At 65.8% G+C, this 18,886-nt stretch carries 14 protein-coding genes; 2 read left to right on the top strand and 12 right to left on the bottom strand.

The window, feature by feature from the left end; genetic code table 11:
• Positions 1-3 precede the first annotated feature (3 nt).
• Entirely contained in the window at positions 4-648 is a 645-nt protein-coding gene (locus MYSTI_RS00560; RefSeq protein WP_044278270.1) for a hypothetical protein, read from the bottom strand.
• 64 nt (positions 649-712) lie between these two features.
• Between MYSTI_RS00560 and MYSTI_RS00555 the strand changes: the two genes are divergently transcribed.
• The gene (locus tag MYSTI_RS00555; RefSeq protein WP_015345734.1) at positions 713-1,630 is read left to right on the top strand and encodes a hypothetical protein; all 918 of its coding nucleotides are present in this window, start codon (positions 713-715) and stop codon (positions 1,628-1,630) included.
• A gap of 98 nt (positions 1,631-1,728) precedes the next feature.
• On the opposite strand, the gene MYSTI_RS00550 is transcribed toward MYSTI_RS00555, so the two are convergent.
• Positions 1,729-2,748 (bottom strand): SGNH/GDSL hydrolase family protein, encoded by a 1,020-nt coding sequence (locus MYSTI_RS00550; protein ID WP_015345733.1) that lies wholly within the window; start codon positions 2,746-2,748, stop codon positions 1,729-1,731.
• A 289-nt stretch (positions 2,749-3,037) separates the two neighbouring features.
• Between MYSTI_RS00550 and MYSTI_RS00545 the strand changes: the two genes are divergently transcribed.
• Positions 3,038-4,351: a chloride channel protein gene (locus tag MYSTI_RS00545; protein WP_015345732.1), complete on the top strand. Its 1,314-nt coding sequence runs from the start codon at positions 3,038-3,040 to the stop codon at positions 4,349-4,351.
• Here MYSTI_RS00545 and MYSTI_RS00540 read toward each other — a convergent pair.
• The 10 genes from MYSTI_RS00540 to MYSTI_RS00495 form a co-directional block, all read right to left on the bottom strand.
• The gene (locus tag MYSTI_RS00540) at positions 4,336-6,294 is read right to left on the bottom strand and encodes a putative metal-binding motif-containing protein (RefSeq protein WP_015345731.1); all 1,959 of its coding nucleotides are present in this window, start codon (positions 6,292-6,294) and stop codon (positions 4,336-4,338) included. The genes MYSTI_RS00545 and MYSTI_RS00540 overlap by 16 nt on opposite strands.
• The gene (locus MYSTI_RS00535; RefSeq protein WP_233278120.1) at positions 6,291-7,061 is read right to left on the bottom strand and encodes a tetratricopeptide repeat protein; all 771 of its coding nucleotides are present in this window, start codon (positions 7,059-7,061) and stop codon (positions 6,291-6,293) included. Before MYSTI_RS00535 ends, MYSTI_RS00540 begins: the two co-directional genes overlap by 4 nt.
• 310 nt (positions 7,062-7,371) lie before the next feature.
• Positions 7,372-9,687, bottom strand: a complete 2,316-nt coding sequence (locus tag MYSTI_RS00530; RefSeq protein ID WP_015345729.1) for a putative metal-binding motif-containing protein — start codon at positions 9,685-9,687, stop codon at positions 7,372-7,374.
• On the bottom strand, positions 9,684-10,466 hold the full coding sequence (locus MYSTI_RS00525) for a hypothetical protein (protein WP_052350855.1): 783 nt from the start codon (positions 10,464-10,466) through the stop codon (positions 9,684-9,686). Before MYSTI_RS00525 ends, MYSTI_RS00530 begins: the two co-directional genes overlap by 4 nt.
• Before the next feature lie 441 nt (positions 10,467-10,907).
• The gene (locus MYSTI_RS42785) at positions 10,908-11,471 is read right to left on the bottom strand and encodes a hypothetical protein (RefSeq protein WP_144369949.1); all 564 of its coding nucleotides are present in this window, start codon (positions 11,469-11,471) and stop codon (positions 10,908-10,910) included.
• A 158-nt stretch (positions 11,472-11,629) separates the two neighbouring features.
• Complete coding sequence (locus tag MYSTI_RS00515; RefSeq protein WP_015345726.1) at positions 11,630-13,201, bottom strand: putative metal-binding motif-containing protein; 1,572 nt, start codon at positions 13,199-13,201, stop codon at positions 11,630-11,632.
• A 293-nt stretch (positions 13,202-13,494) separates the two neighbouring features.
• Positions 13,495-14,838 (bottom strand): CapA family protein, encoded by a 1,344-nt coding sequence (locus MYSTI_RS00510; RefSeq protein WP_015345725.1) that lies wholly within the window; start codon positions 14,836-14,838, stop codon positions 13,495-13,497.
• 10 nt (positions 14,839-14,848) lie between these two features.
• Positions 14,849-15,244: a VOC family protein gene (locus MYSTI_RS00505; RefSeq protein WP_015345724.1), complete on the bottom strand. Its 396-nt coding sequence runs from the start codon at positions 15,242-15,244 to the stop codon at positions 14,849-14,851.
• Positions 15,245-15,465: 221 nt separating this feature from the next.
• On the bottom strand, positions 15,466-16,908 hold the full coding sequence (locus MYSTI_RS40385) for an EGF domain-containing protein (RefSeq protein ID WP_084668060.1): 1,443 nt from the start codon (positions 16,906-16,908) through the stop codon (positions 15,466-15,468).
• Between the two features lie 406 nt (positions 16,909-17,314).
• Positions 17,315-18,724: a DUF4215 domain-containing protein gene (locus MYSTI_RS00495; RefSeq protein ID WP_015345722.1), complete on the bottom strand. Its 1,410-nt coding sequence runs from the start codon at positions 18,722-18,724 to the stop codon at positions 17,315-17,317.
• Positions 18,725-18,886 lie beyond the last annotated feature (162 nt).

Below are 18,886 nucleotides of genomic sequence, written 5' to 3'. Positions count from 1 at the left end.
CCCTCAAGGAGTGTCCTTGGACTCGTCGCCCGTGGGCAGCTCGAGCATGCGCAGGGGCATGCCCGGAGGCGCCAGCTCCTCCGGCACCACGCGATTCTCGGGGATGGGGATGGGCTGGCCATTCGCATCCACCGGCTTGTGGTCCGGGTGGAACATGAGGATGGCCTCGACGCGCTCACCCTCGTCCGTGGACTGGTAGTGGCGCACGTAGCCGGGAGGCAGCTCGAAGCCCTCGGGCACGACGAGGCCGACCTTGAGCGGCTTCGTGCCGCGTTGGTAGAGCTGGAGTCCCGTGCGCTCGGCCGGCGGCGGCATGTCTGGCTCCGGAGGGGAAGGAGGCACCCCCTCCGCGACGGGCGGAGACGGGACCACGGCCTGCACGGGGACTCGCGGCGGCGCGGTGGGAGCCCGGGCCACCACGGGCGCGGCGACGGGGGGCGGCGGAGACTCGACGAAGGGCGATTCCTCCACCACCACTTCTCTACTGCTCCACCACACGCTCAACACGACACACAGGGCGGTGAAGACAAGCGCGCCACCGACCAGCCAGCGCGCGGCCCCTCCTCCAGAGGAAGGACGCGGCGCGGCAACGTGGGTGACGCCGTCGGGGTCGACGCGCCGTTCAGGGGATGAGTGCTGCGGCCGCATGCTCGCCGGGAGACCTCCGCGCTGCGTATGCTACGGACACCCTCTCGCCGAGGCAATCGCAGCCATGAGCACGCTCTCCGTCTACCACCGCCCTCTCAGCGAGCCCCTCCCTCCCACCGTCGCGGACGACGCACGCTTCAGGCTCCACGCCTGGACTCCCGCGCGACGCACCGTGGCGATGCTCGCGCAGGCCGTGGCCCTGGGCAGCCTGCTCTTCTTCATCGGCTGGCTGCTGAAGGACATCCTCGCCGGAGAGCAGACGCTCACCCCGGAGCCGCTCGTGCTCGGGCTCCTCGCGGGCGTGGGAGTCCCCCTGCTGCTCGTGGCGGCGCTGCGCTTCCTCGCCCGAGCCACGCTGGAGGTGGGCGACACGGACGTGACGCTCACCCTGCGCACGCGCGCGATGCTGGAGATTCCCTTCCACACCGTGACGGCGGTGCGGCCGTGGACGCTCCCGCTGCCCGGGCCCGGCGTGGTGCTGCGCCTGACGTCGGGGCGCGAGCTCGAGTACGGCCTGGAAGCCGAGGACGCGCTGCCGCTGCTCGAGGTGCTGCGCCGACACGGCGCCACCCTGGGCGACGCGGCCTCGCATCCGGTGCTGCGCTATGGACAGGCGCGCAAGGCGCTGTGGCGCAAGCGCTGGTACCACCTGCTCCTCAAGCTCGTGGTGTTCCCGGTGGTGCCCGCGGCCATCTTCTTCCGGGCCCACCAGTACATCGCCTTCGGCGGCGCGTTCGGCGAGTACCACCAGCGCGGCCTCGCGGCGTACCTGGGCACGTTCGCCCGCTACTACGCGCCGGTGGCGCTGAGCCTGTTGCTCATCGCGTGTCTCTGGCGCGGGGTGACGGAATTGGTGTCGTTCGCCACCGCGTGGGGGGCGCCGTCGTGGACGCGGGGCGCGCGGCGGAGCGTGGAGTGGCTCGGCCGGCTCATCTTCTACGCGGGCATCCTCGCCTTCACCGCGTGGCGCTTCCTCGCGTAGCCCGAGGAGGACAAGACAAGGCCCCCGGCTCTCGAGGAGAACCGGAGGCCCTGGGTGCTGCTCACGTGCCGTTCACCCGCAAGATGCGGGCGCGGACATCACGGCGCGGAGGGGTTGAAGCGCGTGCCTTCCCAGCCCATGCGCTCGTGGCCGGACTTGTTCCACTCGGGGTTCTTCCCGTTGACGACCTGGCCATCGGTGAACTGGGGCGCGCCCGTGCCGGAGCCCGAGCCCGAGAAGATGTTCACGCCGATGGTGGTGCCGAAGTACGTCGGGTGGGTGTTGTCCGACTGGATGTAGTCGTAGCTGGTGCTGGCGTTGACGAAGTGCGTGTTCGCGTCGCGCAGCGTGCCGCGCAGGGCGCCGGTGATGCGGGCCACGTACGCGTCCTCGGTCTCACCGGAGACGTAGCGCAGGGCCTCGGAGTCCACCTTGCCGTCGCTGTTGGAGTCGTAGTCGGCGGCCATCATCTCCGCGAACGAGTCCGCGCACTTGAAGCCGTACTTCTCCGCCAGGCTGCACGTGCGCCAGTTGCTGCGCGCCAGCAGGGGGAGGAACTTCACCTGCTTGTTGATGGTGGCGCCCGTCCCGGCATCCCTGCAGGCCGTCTGGACGTTGTCCGCGTCGAAGCCGGGGTAGTAGATGTTGGAGACAATCTTGACCTTGGCGGACGTGGCGTACTGGTTGATGGCCTGCATGGCCCTCTCCGTGTACGTGGTACAGGCCGCCAGCGCCGCCTCCAGCCCGCTGTAGTTACAGGTCCCCGTCTGGTCGGTGAACGCGCTGCGGGCCTGCAGATAGTCATTGCCGCACATCTCGAACATCACGACGCGCGTGTTGGCCGCCTGCATGTACGAGCGCTCGGAGACAATCTTGTTGTTGTAGATGTCGTCCGCGCGCGCACCGGACTTCGTGCGGCGGATGACCTCCATGTCCGTGTTCCAGACCTTCGCCAGGTACTCACCCTGCACCACCGGAGCCGCGCGGCGGGCGACGCTGCCGATGCCCCCGTTGTAGCCCGCATAGATGGAGTCGCCGTACGCCACCACGCGGTACTTCGTCGTGGACGTGGACCGGTCGATGGTCCACGACGTGTTCTGGTTGATGGTGCTCGCCATCGCGCTACCACTCACCGCGCCAGCCGCGACCACAGCGGCCAAGGACAGCCCATTGCGCCGGAAGGATGCCCGCTCTCTTTTCTTCCCACTGGAGGGATGTAGGGGGAGACGGCACGCTACACGGCGTCGATTCGCGAATCACCCGCAAACTGGAATAACGCGGACAGTCAGAATTCGAGGAAGGCTTGAAACCCTGTGTGACGCGACCTTGAGGTGTCTTGTTTTTGACGCATCGCGACGAGTGACGCGATGTTTCATGATGTCTCAAAAGTCCGGAAGGGAGGCCTGAGTGCGGTGGTCGGGGAGCGCGCGGGTGTTGGCGCAGTGGTTGGTGTTGGGGGCGGTGGTGGGGGTGGTGTGCGGGGTGGCGTCCGCAGGGTTCCTCTGGCTGCTGGAGGAGGCGACGCGGCTTCGGGTGGGCCAGCCGGCGTTGGTGTACGCGCTGCCCTTGGCGGGGTGGGTGTTGGGGGCGGTGTACGCGAGGTGGGGGGGGCCGGTGCGAGGGGGGAACAACCTGGTGCTGGACACGGTGCACACGGGGGATGCGCAGGTGCCGTTGCGGATGGCGCCGATGGTGTTGGTGGGGACGGTGCTGACGCACCTGTTTGGAGGGAGTGCGGGGCGGGAGGGGACGGCGGTGCAGATGGGAGGGAGCCTGGCGGACTGGGTGGCGCACCGGTTCCGGGTGGGGGTGGATTTGAGGCGGGAGTTGTTGGCGGCGGGAATCGCGGGGGGTTTTGGCTCGGTGTTCGGGACGCCGGTGGCGGGGGCGGTGTTCGGGTTGGAGGTCGTGGTGGTGGGGCGGCTGGGGTACGAGGCGCTGCTGCCGGCGCTGGTGGCGTCGGTGGTGGGGGATTTGGTGACGCGGGGGTTGGGGACTCACCACACGGTGTATCCGGTGCCTGGGGCGTTGCCGTTGACGTTGCTGGTGGTGGGGAAGTGGTTGGTGTTCGCGGTGGGGGTGGCGGGGGTGGCGGTGCTGTTCGTGGAGGGGATGCACCGGCTGAAGGCGTGGTTGGAGCGGCGGGTGCCGTGGTTGCCATTGCGGATGGCGATGGGTGGCACGGCGGTGGTGCTGTTGTGGCTGTGGGTGGGGACGGACGCGTATCTGGGGTTGGGGGTGCCGGGGATATTGCGAGCGTTCCAGGACCCGGCGCTGCCGGTGTCGGCGTTCGCGTGGAAGCTGGTGTTCACGGTGGTGACGTTGGGAGCGGGGTTCCTCGGGGGCGAGGTGACGCCGCTGTTCTTCATTGGCGCGAGCCTGGGGAACGTGCTGGCGCGAGGGCTCGGGTTGCCGGTGGACCTGGGGGCCGCGGTGGGGATGGCGGCGATGTTCGCGGCGGCGGCGAATACACCGCTCGCGTTGTCCATCATGGCGGTGGAGCTGGTGGGCGCGGGGGTGCTCCCGCACGTGATGATCGTGGCGACGGTGGCGTATCTGCTGACGGGGCACCGGGGGATTTATCCGGCGCAACGGATTGGACGCGGCAAGCACGGTGGGCCGCTGCTCGCGCGGTGGGTGGCGCTGAGGGAGATGGAAGAGGCCCGGGAGAAGCCCGGGCCCCGTGGGTCAGCGGGGCCGGAGAATCACGGCTCCGGGTAATGGAAGACGCGGCCCTGGTCTCCGACGAGCCAGAAGTCGCTTCCCGTGGGGTTCATCGCGAGGTCCCGCAGCGGCACGTTCGCTGTCGCGGGCAAAGGCACATCCTTGGCCCAGCCAAACGGCGTCCACCTCCGCAGCTGTCCGCTCCCATCGGAGTCCACCACGTAGCACTGCTCGTTCACAGGATTCAGGGGCTGGGCTTTGTCATACCTCATGACGACGCTGCTGAAGTTGGCGGAACCTCCGGGAGACGGAGGCGCCCTCGTCCACACCAGAACAGCTGCGGGATGCCGCCGCCACGCCACCCCTCCATCGCCCACCGCGCACACGCTGTTGTCCGCCCCCATCCACACAGCCCGCACAGCTCCAGTCGAGGTTCCAGGCTCCATCGAGCAATGGATGGCACCAGGCGCTGGGTCATCAGATACAGCCCAAATCCCCTGCCCACCCGGAGCCCCCCCTCCGCCCATGTACTGAAAATGTTCACGGAGGCCATGGAGACCGTAAGCAGCAGAGGCTCCCGAGTCATCGACCAACACGACAACCGGAGGACTGCCGCCCACCTCCCACTTCATGTACCGGCCCCCCGCATCTGAAAGATAGATGACCAACCGGTCCCCCTCCTCGAATCCCACCATCCCAGTGATGTGGGGGGAGGGTTGCCCGACGACTCGAGGGGGTGTGGTCCGCGACGAGCAGTCCAGCGCGGGGTCACCGGTATGAAGCGCAAGCCACCCCTCTGTACCGCCGAGGAACACCCATCCTTTTGAACTCACCCAGGAGACGGTCCAATCGTGATTGCCGCAATGGGTTGAGTGCGGCGCGGGGCTCCCATCCGGAGGCGCACCCGAGGGGTCTCCAAAGCTGAAGCTCTCGAACTTCTGCCCAGGCGCCTTCCGCACGGCCAGCTTCCCACCTGCCCCTGCGACCCACACGGGGTAGCCACTCTCGCCGGTCGCCACCGTCTTCCAGGATTGAGCCACGGAAGACAGGTGATAGTCCGACACTCGTTTCAGGGAGCCTCTACACGACAAGCCCTCATCCGCCCCCCCGGAACAATTGTTGTCCACGGCGTCACACAGCTCCTGCGCGGCGCCAAACGTCGAGGGGTCTGCTTCATCACAATCCGAGTGCAAGCTCTCCACGAAGCCCTGCGGAATCGGAGCCCCCTCGCAGACCTTGGTCGCTGCCGCATGCAAGTCCCCATCTCCGTCCCTATCCGCATCCGGGTAGTACAGCCTCGGAGGCCGCGCGCTGCACATCACTGTCTTTGAGACAGGATTGCAGACGAACGTCCCCTGACAGACATCTTCGCTACAGGGCGAGCCCTTCTGCGCGAAGCCCTCATCCACCTGCGAGTCGCAGTTGTTGTCGACCTCGTCACACACCTCGGGATTGCCCGGGAACCGCTTCTCCGCATTCGGGCCCGTGTCAGCACAGTCTGTACCGCCCTTGCCCCCCTCTCCCCTGGCGACATACCCATCCCCGTCCGCATCCGGCGTGACGAGGACCATCGACTGCGAAGGCTTGCGCCCCTCACCTGACACGTCGACGACCAGCTCCGCCTGGTCAACCACCTTGCCGCCACAGTCATGCTCGAAGGCGGTGATCACCACCTTGATTAGTGGGCTCCACCGCTCCATTCCTCGCTCGGCGATGCTCACATCGTAGGGAGGCTCACTCCACTGGTGAAGGACGCCCAGCCTCATCGGTGGCGTCATGCTCCCGAGCACGTCGCCAGCAATGACCGCCGGTGCGCTGACATTCTCCGCGTTGACCTCATCCTGGGCTTGGACCTTGATGCAGCCCGACTTGAAGGTCGGCGTGTAGTTGACCTCGACAGAGAAGCCCCGGCCCCCCGCCCGCACGTCATCGAGGCTCGGGACTGTGCAACCCCACAGCAGGCAGGCGCCCATGACGACCAGCCTTCTCCAGCAGCTCATGGCGCCCCTCCCGCGGTGGCCGGAGACTCAGGGGTGCCCGTGAAGAACCACGTCGCCACGGCCCCCACCACGGCCGCGGTCGCCGCACCGAAGAAGAGGTTCGCGGTCCGGGCGCTATCCGTTGCTCGCGAGTGATGGGCCTTCAGGTCCGCATCATTTGCGGCTGACCGCGCATCGGAGAGCTGGCTCCGTGATGACAGGCCAAACACCGTGCCCGTCCCACTCGCCGCGACCCCTACCCCCAACAACACCCAGCTCGCCATCGGCACACGTCGCCCTGCTATCCGGATTCCCTCGGAGGTCTTCGCCAGGTCCCTGTCCATGGCGCCAGGGGCCCACGGCTCCGAAGCGCCATCCGTGTTGGAAGCCGGTATCAAGCCCGGCCGCGTCGCCCCTGAAAGTTTCACGGTACTCCCCGGTGAGTCCTTTGGGGCAGCCGCCAGGCTCTCGCGCAGCTTCGCCCGCTGGGCCTCGAACTCTCGACTCACTTTCGGGGAGACACTCAAGGGCAGCTGGACGTCCAACTGATGCTCGAGCGCCGCCTGGAAGTCCTGGCGAGCGGCGTCCCACCGACCCATGTCCGCCTGGATGATGCCACGCAGCAGCGAGATGGAGACCTCCTCGCTCGCGCCATGCGGCAAGCTGCTGGCGCGCTTCAACCGCTCCAGCGCGAGCTCATATTCGAGGTCCTCGTAGAGCCGGACTGCCTCCGTGATTTCGCGCTGAACGTCTCCCTCGGCTCCGTGCGCTCGCGGAGGTAGCACCACGGCCGCGCAAACGACAACCGCAAGGAGTCTCCCCCATAGGTGTGAATCGGACATACCCCAATTCTAGGCGCAGTTCTTCCAGGCAGGAAAGCATGGCTCCATTGCCATATCCCGACGAACGGCACGGAGGCCGGTCCGAGGAATCGCCAGGCAGTGGGCATACGGTGCAGCGGAAGAACCGGCCACGTGATGGGGCACTGGGGGATACATCCGGTGTGGTGGATCGGGCGCGGCAAGCACTGCGGAGGCAACCAGGGGATGGAGATGGCCCGGGAGAATCCCGGGCCCCGCAGGCCGCCGGGTTGGAGAATCACGGCTCTGGGAAATGGAAGACGCGACTGTCGTCTCCGACGATCCAGAACTCACTTCCCAGCGGGTTCATCGCGATGTCTCGCAGCGGGACGGTCGCCGTGGACGGCAGAGGCACGTCCTTGGCCCAGCCATGCGGCGTCCACCGCCTCAACTTTCCGCTTGAGCTCACGTCCACCATGTAGCACTGGTCATTCACCAGGCTCGATGGATTGCCCCTGTCATATCTCATCGACACACTGCTGAAGTCGACCGCCGGCTCTGCACCTTGCGTTGGGGCCGTGTCACGCGTCCAGGTCACATTGCCATTCCAACGCCAGACCGACCCCTTGTCGCCCACGGCACAGGCCTTGTTGGCCGCCCCCATCCACACTGCATTCGCAAAAACCGTCGCACTGCTGGCATCGGCAGTCTGGGTAGTACCGGCTGCACCTGAAGGCCCGATGTAGGCGCGAACTCGCTGCCCTGTTCCCCCCACCGTTCCACCTGCCGTGAGCAGGACATTCTGGTTCAGCGCGTGGATGCCTCGGAGGCGCACTGTATCGACGGCAGGATTGACCAACACGACTTGGGTCGTTCCCATGAGCCAGAGAGAGAGTCGCCCCCCCTTGTCGGTGAAATAGACGTACGTATCACTCCCTACCTCGACTCCCGTAATCCCTGTGATGTCGTAGTTAGGGTTCCCGGGACCCGGCTGGTTGGGAAGAACGGACGGCTGACAATTCAGCGTCGTAATTCCGTTATGAAGAGCGAACACCCCGTCCTCCCCGCCCAGAACCACTCGCCCTTGTGAATCCACCCAGGACGCCATCCAGTCGTGATTGCCGCAGTTACTGGCATAGGCCTTGGGGCTTCCGTCATCCGTGTTGGCAGTCGTCGAATCTCCATGGCTGAAGCTCTCGAACTTCGCCCCCGCGCTCAGCCTCCGCACCAAGACCCCCCCGCTTCCCGCAATCCACACAGGATACCCGTTCGGCCCTGTCGACACTGTCTTCCAACTCCGGTTCGTTGAACGCAGGTGAAAGTCGGGCACTTGCTTGAGCGTCCCATTACACGTCAAGCCATCGTCCGGGCCTCCCACGCAGTTGTTGTCGATGGCGTCGCACAACTCTGGTGCGCCCGGCTTCGTTGACGGGTCCGCATCATCGCAATCCATATGCGGACTCATCACGTACCCGGACGGGTCGCTCTCGCCCGCGCAGACTCCCCTCGGCGGCCCACTCGAACTGCCATCCCCATCGCCGTCCGCGTCCCGATAGAACATCCTCGGCGCCGCCGCGTTGCACTCCGCCACCTTCGTCGTCAGGTTGCAGACATACGTCCCCGTGCAACTCATGTTATTGCAAGGGTCACCCTTGTTCAGGACGCCATCGTCCACGACATCGTCACAATCATTGTCCTCATTGTCGCAAAGCTCCGGCTTCCCTGGGGCGGTGTCTCTATTGTTGTCATTGCAGTCGAACCTCTCGCTCGCCGGCTGACGCGCATACCCATCGGGCTGCGCACACTGGACCAACAGACTGGCCTGGCCCAACGAGCCATCCCCATCCAGGTCTTTGTACCAGTTCTTGTCGAAGCCCTCGTCCACGCCATTCACGCAGTTGTTGTCGACGTTGTCGCAAACCTCCAGCTTCCCAGGCGCGATGTCCTTGTTGCCATCGTTGCAATCTCCGCCCTGCGTCGCATACCCCGTCGTCGGCAGGCATCGCTGCAGTGCCTCCCCGGCTCCCACTCCATCCCCATCCGCATCCCGGTAGATGGTCGTCACCGAGAACCCTTCGTCCACCCTCGAGTCGCAGTTGTTGTCCTCGAAGTCGCACACCTCCCTCTTCGCGGGGGACTTCGCGGCTGCATTCGGACCACTGTCATCGCAGTCCGTGCCACCGGCCTCCTTGGCGACATACCCATCCCCATCCTCGTCCGGAGTCACGAGCGTCACCGACACCCCGTCCCTTCGCCCCTTGCTCGACAGCTCAACGAACGTCTCCGCCTCGTCCACCACCTTGCCGTCACAGGTCAACTCGTGCGCCTTGACGGTCACCTTCCACCGCGTGCCCCACCCATTCTTGTGGACAACCCCCAGCTTCAGGGGTGGCCCTTTCTTGAGTGCATCCGTAAGACTGGGCTCCGCCTCGAATACATTGTTCGGATTGGATTCGTCCTGAAGCCTCATGACGATGCAACCCGTCTTGAAGCTCGCCGTGTAGTTGATTTCGACGGTGAAGTTCCGATCCGCCTGAAGTTCCTCCAGGCTCGGTACGGAACACCCTCCCAGCACCAGCAGTCCCGTGACGACCAGTCTTTCCCAGTGGCTCATTGCGCACCTCCCGCGGCCACGGGAGTCTCGGCGGGCCCCATGAAGAACCACGTCGCCACCGCTCCCACCACCGCAGCAGTGGCCGCACCGAACATGAGGTTCGCCGTCCGCGCGCTATCCGCAGCCTTCGAGTGATTGCGAATCAGGTCCGTATCATTTGCGGCGGACCTCGCGTCCTCGAGCTGACTCCTCGACGACAAGCCGAACACCGTGCCCGTTCCACTCGCGGCGGCGCCCACCCCCAACAGCACCCAGCTCATCGTCGGCACTCGCCGCCCTGCTATCCGGACTCCCTCGGAGGTTTTCGCCAGGTCCCCATCCACCGCTCCCGGAGCCCACGGTTCCGGGGCATCCTTCACGTTCGCTGCCGGCATCAATCCCGGCCGCGCTCCCCCTGAGAGCTTCCCGTCCGCAGTGCTCCCGGGTAGGTCCTTCTGGCTCTCGGCCAACAGCTTGGCGGCCTGGGCGCGCTGGGCCTCGAACTCCCGACTCACCTTCGGCGAGACACTCAAGGGGAGCTGGACGTCCAACTGGTGCTGGAGCGCTGCCTGGAAGTCCTGGCGGGCAGCTTCCCACCGGCCCATGTCCGCTTGAATGATGCCACGCAGCAACGCGATGGAGACCTTCTCGTTCGCCTCCTGCGGCAAGCTGCTGGCACGCTTCAGCCGCTCCAGCGCGAGCTCATATTCGAGGTCCTCGTAGAACCGGATGGCCTCTTTGATTTCGCGCTGAACATCCCCTTCGGCCCCGTGCGCTCGCAGAGGCAGAGCCGCGAGCATGCAAACGATGACCGCCAGGAGACTCCTCCATGGACATGACTTGGACATGCCCTCAATTCTAGAGGCAAACCGTCAATACAAGACAAACAAGACCTCATGTCGTGTCCAGAACAGTACGGACTAGTCCTTCACCACCACACAGCCGGGCCTGTGGCGACGAGGCCATGGCACGGGGACCTCTCAGGGAGATTGGCAGGTCTGAGGCCATCACTCATCCATCGCTTGACGAGTGATGAAGCCTCATGACCAAGGGCGGGTGACGGCAGCACTCGCGCCGTGGGCAGAAGACCGGCTCGGGCCAGTCGCCACAGCACTTGCTCATCACCGAGCCCATCGACTGACTGACTGAGCGGGCCCACGATTTCGCGTTGGCCCCTCGCTCTTCAACGCCACGCCCCAGGGCTCATCCAGGAGCGTGGCAGGTCCGCCGGGAAAGGAACGCTACGGCTCTGGGAAATGGAAGACGCGACTGTCGTCTCCGACGATCCAGAACTCATTTCCCAGCGGGTTCATCGCGATGTCTCGCAGCGGGACGTTGGCCCCGGCCGGAAGAAGCACATCCTTGGCCCAGCCATGCGGCGTCCACCGCTTCAACTTTCCGCTTGAGCTCGCGTCCACCATGTAGCACTGGTCATTCACCAGGTTCATTTGACTGGCCTTGTCATATCTCATCGACACACTGCTGAAGTCGACCACAGGGTCTCCGCCTTGCACAGGGGCTGTGGCACTCGCCCATGTCGCATTGCCATCCCAGCGCCAGACCGACCCCTTGTCGCCCACGGCACACGCCTTGTCCGTCGCCCCCATCCACACCGCATTCGCGAAAACCGTCGCACTGCTGGCTTCGGCAATCTGGGTAGTACCGGCTGCACCTGTGGGCCCGATGTAGGCGCGAATTCGCTGCCCTGTTCCCGCCACCGTCCCACCTGCCGTGAGCAGGACATTCTGGTTCAGCGCGTGGATGCCTCGGAGGCGCACTGTATCGACGGCAGGATTGACCAACACGACTTGGGTCGTTCCCATGAGCCAGAGAGAGAGTCGCCCCCCCTTGTCGGTGAAATAGACGTACGTATCACTCCCTACCTCGACTCCCGTAATCCCTGTGATGTCGTAGTTAGGGTTCCCAGGACCCGGCTGGTTGGGAAGAACGGACGGCTGACAATTCAGCGTCGTAACTCCGTTATGAAGAGCGAACACCCCATCCTCCCCGCCCAGAACCACTCGCCCTTGTGAATCCACCCAGGACGCCATCCAGTCGTGATTGCCGCAGTTACTGGCATAGGCCTTGGGGCTTCCGTCATCCGTGTTGGCACTCGTTGAATCCCCATGGCTGAAGCTCTCGAACTTCGCCCCCGCGGTCTGCCTCCGCACCAAGTCCCCCCGCTTCCCGCAATCCACACAGGATACCCGTTCGGCCCTGTCGACACCGTCTTCCAACTCCGGTTCGTTGAACGCAGGTGAAAGTCGGGCACTTGCTTGAGCGTCCCATTACACGTCAAGCCCTCGTCCGGGCCTCCCACGCAGTTGTTGTCGATGGCGTCGCACAACTCTGGTGCGCCCGGCTTCGTTGATGGGTCCGCATCATCGCAATCCGTACGGGGACTCATCACGTAACCAACTGGGTCAGTCTCTCCCGCACAGACTTCCCTCTGAGGCGCAGTCGAACTTGCATCCCCGTCTCCGTCCGCGTCCCGATAGAACATCCGCGGCGCCGCCGCGTTGCACTCCGCCAGCTTCGTCGTCAGGTTGCAGACGTACGTCCCCGTGCAACTCATGTTATTGCAAGGGTCACCCTTGTTCAGGACGCCATCGTCCACGACATCGTCACAATCATTGTCCTCGTTGTCGCAAAGCTCCGGCTTGCCTGGGGCGGTGTCTTTATTATTGTCATTGCAATCGAACCTCTCGCTCGCCGGCAGATGCGCATACCCATCGGGCTGCGCACACTGGACCACCAGACTGGCCTGGCCCAACCAGCCATCCCCATCCAGGTCTTTGTACCAGTTCTTGTCGTGGCCCTCGTCCACGCCGCCCACACAATTGTTGTCGACGTTGTCGCAAATCTCCGGCTTCCCAGGCGCGATATCCTTGTTGCCGTCGTCGCAATCTCCACCCTGCGTCGCATACCCAGTCGCCGGCAGGCATCGCTGCAGTGCAGCCCCGGCTCCCGCCCCATCCCCGTCCGCATCCCGGTAGATGGTCGTCACCGTGAACCCTTCGTCCACGGCTTCGTCACAGTCGTTGTCAATCTCGTCGCACACCTCGCTCTTCGCGGGGGACCTTGCGGCCGCATTCGGGCCCGTGTCCGCGCAATCCGTGCCACCAGCCTCCTTGGCGACATACCCGTCATCATCCTCATCCGGAGTGACCAGCGACACGGACTGCAGTGGCTTACGCCCATCGCCGGCCATGTTGACGACGAACTCCGACTGAGCCACCACAACATTGCCGTCACAGGCCCGCTCATGCGCGACAACGGTCACCTTCAACTCAGTGCCCCAATTCTCCCTTTGGATGTAGCCCACCTTCAGCGGAGTCTTCCCTGCCAAGTCAGCACCCGAGAAGGTCTTCTCCGCGGAGTTGCTCGCGTTGGCTGCATCCTGGACGCGAACCACAATGCAGCCTTGCTTGAAACTCGGCGAGAAGTTGATTGCGAAGGAGACGTTCGCCACGTCCTTGGACTTCGAACAGGCAACGACACACAGGGAGAGCGCTAATAGGAGGATGTGACGCATGGGGCACACTCTACCCCAGCCGCACCCCTTCAACCTCTTCTCGCGCCCTCCCGCACCTCGCGAACCCCCTCCCCCGCAGACCTCCCCGCGACGCCTTCCAGGCATCCAGGCCCTTCTCCCCACCCCACCAGCATTCCAAGGTTCCGAGCACCCCCCACCTCCACCCCCCGCATCCCCAAGGCTCTCGCACACTTACGCGAACAGCACCGCCCCCTCTTCCCCCGCACCAGAACCGCCACAGCGGCAACTTCGCACCCAAGTGCGAGCCGCTGTCACCCACGCAACTCCAGGCCTCACGGAGCCGCCTGCGCCGCCGCCCCACTCTCCGGCGCGACCCCGGACACCAGCCCCCCCGGCACCCGCTGCCGCAGCTCCGACGAAGCCACCACGAACCCCGCCGGCAACATCCTCAGAATCCGCTCCCGCCGCAGCTGCGACCCCGCCAGCCGCCGCTCCAACTCCCCCCGCTCCGCCTTCCCCTCCTTGTCCAACCCGCCCTCGCGGGCCGCCAGCACCGCCAGGCGCTCCGTCACCGCCTCCACCTCCCGGTCAATCAACACCGGCTGGATGTTCCGAGCCTCCTTCCGCCTCCGCCCCACCGCGTTGTTCTCAATCCACACCGGCAACACCGCCACATCCCCCAACATCACCCGCCCCCCTGGCGCCGGCCGCAGCAGCGTCACCCTCAACAACATCGAGTCCCGCTTGTCCCCCGCCTTCCCCTTCCCCTTCTCCGCATGGCTGTAGAACCGGTCCTGGTTCGCCACCAGGTTCCCCAACGAATACGCAATCAACCCCCGCCGCCCATCCGCCGTGCTGTACCCCTCCAGCGGCTGCAACACATGCGGGTGATGCCCCACCACCGCCAACGCCCCCGCCTCCAACAACTCCCTCCCCAACTTCCGGTCATCCGGGTGCGGCGCGTCGCTGTACTCCGTCCCCCAATGCACCAACACCACCAACGCATCACACCTCCCCGCCACCTCCCGGACCTTCTCCACCACCTCCTCCGTCGTCAGCCCGCGGTGGAACCGGTGCACCGGATACGGCACGAACGCCACGTGCGGCGCCGCCCCGTCCTTCGGATTGCTGAACCCATTCAGCCACCGCGTGAAGGACAGGAACCCCACCTTCATCCCCCGCGCCTCCACGAACACCGGCTCCCACGCCGCCTCCTTCGTCGCCCCCGTCCCCGTGTGACGGATGCCCGCCGCGTCCAGGTGCCGCAGCGTCTCCACCAACCCCGCGGGCAACTGGTCCCTCGCGTGGTTGTTCCCCGTCGACACCACCTTCACCCCTGACGCCGCCAACGCCCGCGCCATCGCCGACGGCGCGTTGAACAACAGCTCCCGCGTCACCGCCTTCTTGTTGTCCGTGACGGGCGTCTCCAGGTTCAACACGCCCACGTCCGCCGTGCGCAGCACGTCCGCGATGGGCCCGAAGATGTGGTCCCACCCCTCGTTGTTCAGCGACGGCGCCACCCCACCCTCGGGCGGCACCGCCCCCACGCGCGCATGCAGCCGCGCGACCTCCTTCACCTCCCCATGCGGAATCACATCCCCGCCGAACACCAACTCGACGGGATGAGGGGCCGTGGCGAACAGCAGGGGAACGAGCAACAGCGCGGACGAAAGCACGCCCTGAAGCTTAGTCGACTCGTCCCACCCCCACCGAATCCCTGGCGCGCACGGGTCGCGCATTCACCTCCACCAGCACCGCCCCCGGCGCCTGGCAGTACACCATCGTCCCCCGGTTGTTTCGAATCACCTCGGAGACCTCCAGCCCGTCCGCCAGCGCCCTCGCGTGGAACGCCAGCACCGTCTCCACGGCGTCCACCAGGAAGCCCACGTGGAAGCCCTCCGGGTACTTCTCCTCGGGGCGCTTGAGCCGCTGCAGCACCAGCACCAGCCCCGCCCCGTCCTCCAGGATGGCGATGGCCGGCGAGGCGCGATTGCTCGTGTGCTCGAACCCGAAGTAGCGCTCGAAGAACGCCGCGGTGCGCTGCACGTCGGGGACCTGCAAGTCGATGTGATTCAGCTTCATGGTGAGCCCTCGGGGCAAGGCAATGCCCTCAAGGCCGTGGGTTCTCATCCGTGAAGGAGGAACAAGCGCTCCCACCCTGGGAGTGACCGGGGCTCACCGAACCGGTCCGCCGTTTTTCGACCAGCCCCACCATACGTCAAACCCTCGAGCCCCCTGCAAGCTCGAAAACCCGGCTCGGCGCGAGACACCCCTCCTCGCGCCGGCCGGGACTCTTCATCGCACTACTCCTCCAGCGCGTTCGGGTAGCCCACCGACCCGATGTACGCGGGATGATTCGGGTGACACTCCGCCCCTACATCCGGGCAGGTGATGACCCCCGTGAAGACGCGGTCTGGTAAGCTGAAGCGCTTCACCGTCACCGTGTAGTTCAGCGGGTTCGCCGCGCTCGGAGGAGGCGAGAAGTTCGCCGCCTTGAGGCAGATGTCATACACACCCGTCGGCGGGATGTAGCCCTCCCGCCAGATGATGTTCTCCGGCCCCAATCCACTCGACGCATCCTGGTCCAGCTCGCCGTAGTCGGTGCTCGGCCCCGGCCCACGATTGTCGTAGTAGATGAACTTCCCCGTCGGAGTCCGGACCACCAGGTCCGCATCTCCATTGCGGCCCCACATCGCCGTGATCTGCAGCTTCCCGTGGCCACCACCACCCGAGCACACACCACCCGTGCACGTCTGGCCTGGACCACAGACATTGCCACAGCCACCGCAGTTGTTCGCATCACAAGACGTGTCCACACAGACCTGACCACACCGGGTCGTGGGCGGGGGGCAGCTCACCGGCGAGCACTGGTAGCTCCCCGGTGTATTCACACACTGCGTCCCCGGAGGACAGTTCGCCGTCCCGTTCGCACACTCGTCGATGTCCGTACACGTCCGCCCATCGCCCCAGTACCCGGGCCTGCAGGTGCAGGTGTAGCTCCCGGGGGTGTTCGTGCAGTTGGCGTTCGGCGAACACTGCGCCGTGCCGTTGGTGCACTCATTCACATCCACACACTGGCTGGGCTGGCCCTGGCATTGATAGCCAGGCTCAATGACGCATAATGGACTGCATCCGTCACCGGCCGCGCGGTTGGCGTCGTCGCACTGCTCACCCGTGCCCACCTGGCCGTCGCCGCACACGGCGGAGTTCGCCAGGCTGGTCGCCTCGATGGCATCCACCTGGTAGAGCGAGAGCAGCGCGCTGCGCAGGCGCACGTACCGGTAGGGGACGCCGCGGTGGTAGGGCACCATCGCGGAGTGAATCCCCAGACCCAGGTCGATGAGGCTCACCTGCGTCGCGGTGATGACACCCATGTCCGCGCGCAGGAACTCCACCTCCGCCACCACCGACAGGGACAGGCCCCGGTAGTAGATGCGCAGGGGGCCGTTGCCTTCTTCTCCGGCACCCATGTCCAACAACAGCGAGCCACCCAGGAGTCCCAGGAAGTTGGCCGTGTTCCCATCCGGAGGGCCAATGGCGCTCTCCGGGCTGCCCACCAGGATGATGCCTCCCTGCACCACTTCGTCCGCGTACGGGTCAGGAGCCATCCTGACTTGCTGCTCTGCTGCTTCCGCCTCGGGAGGGAGCTCTTCACCCTCGGGTACCGCTCCGCATGCATTCACCACGACGAAGGACAGGACCGCGCTCAACCAACGTGCCACTGAGACACTTCGATGGACCTTCATTTTCGCTCCATTCCACTCGACCGGCTGGACGAAGCCCCTGCCCAGGTTGACTCGCACTGGCGGAGGCTGCGTCGTGCCCCATGAAACGCACGTCCGCATATTCCTGCGGAAGCCCAACTGGGATTAGCTGCATTTCATGTAAAACCAAAAACAAAGCAGACGTCCGGTATCGCCAAGGCGCATGACAGTCGACATCGACTCTGCGGACCTCGTTACACTTGATACATTGGAGTCAACCTCGCCCCAGGTCGGAGCCTCCGTGAGCCGTCTGGCTCCGACCTGGACACGGGGGCACCCACACGCGCGAGCCACCACCCCGCAGGGCCCCAGCCCTCCTCGGCGCTGCGGGCTCCCGTCCCTCCCAGGAGGCGTCAGGAAGAGACGGGGGTGAGCCTCGCCGCGTGTCTCAGGGCAGGTTGAAGGGCCCGACGTTGGTGGGGCTCTCGGGGGTGCACGGCTGCAGGAATTGAGGCGCCGTGAATGTCTTTGAGAGCTCGACGTCCGGCAGGCCGTTGCGTCGGATGCGGACGCCGACGCTGACGGGGTCCTGCGGCGTCACATACGGGATGAAGCCCGTCACCGCCGCGCAGACGCGGTAGTCGCCCACGGGCGGCGTCGTGTTCTCCGCCCAGAAGATGTTCTCGGGGCCCTTGCCCAGTTGGTCATCCACGTCGAGCTGGCCGAAGTCCGTCAGCGGCCCGGGCCAGCGGTTCGCGAAGGAGATGAGCTTGCCGGAGGGCGTGAGGACCAGCAGGTCTCCATTCCCGTTGCGGCTCCACGTCATGGTGACCTGGAGCTTCTTCGCCGCGCCACACACGCCCGCCGTACACGTCGTGCCCGTGCCACAGGCGTTTCCACACGTGCCGCAGTGGGCGTTGTTCGACAGGACGTCCACGCACTCCCCGCCGCACGTCATCCGGGGCGGCAGACACACGGGCGTCGTGCACACGCCCAGCGTGCACGTCTTGCCCTCGCCGCAGGCGTTTCCACACGCGCCGCAGTGGCTGTTGTTCGACAGCACGTCCACGCAGGCCCCACCGCACATCAGCCGAGGCGGCAGACACGCCGGCATGCAGAGGTAGCTCCCGGGGAGGTTGACGCAGACCTCGGCGGCGGAACACGTGTCCGTCCCATCGGTGCACTCGTCGATGTCCCGGCAGACGCTCGGCTCCCCCGTGCAGCGGAAGCCGGGCTCCTGCTGACACAGGAGGCTGCACCCATCCCCCGGGAGGATGTTCCCGTCGTCACAGGTCTCGTTGCCGGCAATCCGCCCGTCTCCGCAGAGCGACGGCAGCGACGGCAGCGTCGACACCGCGTCCACTTGATACATGGAGAGCGACGCCCCCCACAGCCTCACATAGCGATACGTCATCAGCGGGCGGTCGAAGGGGACCAGCGTCACATGGGTCCCCGGCCCCAACTCCACCAGGCTCAGCGGCCCCCAGGCCACCACGTCGCCGTCTTCCCCGAGGAAGTCCACGTGCGACTGCACCGGCAACGTCAGCCCTTGGTAATACACAGACAGCGCCGACCACCCCGGCTCCCCCTCCCCCATGTCCAGCACCAGGGCCGAGCCGAACGCCTCCATCATCGTCGCGCCCTTCCCGTCCGGTGCTCCCAGCGCGCGCTTGGGGTTGAGCACCCACCACGACGTCTCCGGGTCCACCGCGTCCGCGTGGTTCACCAGTCCATCCATCGACGTCACCGGCGTCTCGCTCGCCGCCGCCCCCCACAGACGCTCCTCCTCCGGCGTCATCCCGCCACCACACGCCCCCAACGCCATACACGCCAGCACACTCCAGCCCAGTCGCTTCATGGAACTCTCTTCCCCCTCATGGGCGAGCTCGGCACTTCGTGCGCCAGCGCCCTCTTCAAGAGGAGGGGAAGCTAAGAGCCGGCGTCTCCCGCGGACATCCGCCACGGATTCGCGACAGGTGTCTCGCGCTCAACGCGGCTCGGACCTCCACGCCGGGCCCTC

The sequence above is a fragment of the Myxococcus stipitatus DSM 14675 genome (assembly GCF_000331735.1).
Lineage (GTDB): Bacteria > Myxococcota > Myxococcia > Myxococcales > Myxococcaceae > Myxococcus > Myxococcus stipitatus.
The sequence above is the reverse complement of the archived record's forward strand: the minus strand, read 5'-3'. Positions and strand labels throughout refer to the sequence as shown.

Coding starts and splice junctions, on each gene's coding strand:
- MYSTI_RS00560 (WP_044278270.1), bottom strand. CDS start 648: ATGCGGCCGCAGCACTCATCCCCTGAACGGCGCGTCGACCCCGACGGC.
- MYSTI_RS00555 (WP_015345734.1), top strand. CDS start 713: ATGAGCACGCTCTCCGTCTACCACCGCCCTCTCAGCGAGCCCCTCCCT.
- MYSTI_RS00550 (WP_015345733.1), bottom strand. CDS start 2,748: ATGGCGAGCACCATCAACCAGAACACGTCGTGGACCATCGACCGGTCC.
- MYSTI_RS00540 (WP_015345731.1), bottom strand. CDS start 6,294: ATGAGCTGCTGGAGAAGGCTGGTCGTCATGGGCGCCTGCCTGCTGTGG.
- MYSTI_RS00530 (WP_015345729.1), bottom strand. CDS start 9,687: ATGAGCCACTGGGAAAGACTGGTCGTCACGGGACTGCTGGTGCTGGGA.
- MYSTI_RS00525 (WP_052350855.1), bottom strand. CDS start 10,466: ATGCTCGCGGCTCTGCCTCTGCGAGCGCACGGGGCCGAAGGGGATGTT.
- MYSTI_RS00515 (WP_015345726.1), bottom strand. CDS start 13,201: ATGCGTCACATCCTCCTATTAGCGCTCTCCCTGTGTGTCGTTGCCTGT.
- MYSTI_RS00505 (WP_015345724.1), bottom strand. CDS start 15,244: ATGAAGCTGAATCACATCGACTTGCAGGTCCCCGACGTGCAGCGCACC.
- MYSTI_RS40385 (WP_084668060.1), bottom strand. CDS start 16,908: ATGAAGGTCCATCGAAGTGTCTCAGTGGCACGTTGGTTGAGCGCGGTC.
- MYSTI_RS00495 (WP_015345722.1), bottom strand. CDS start 18,724: ATGAAGCGACTGGGCTGGAGTGTGCTGGCGTGTATGGCGTTGGGGGCG.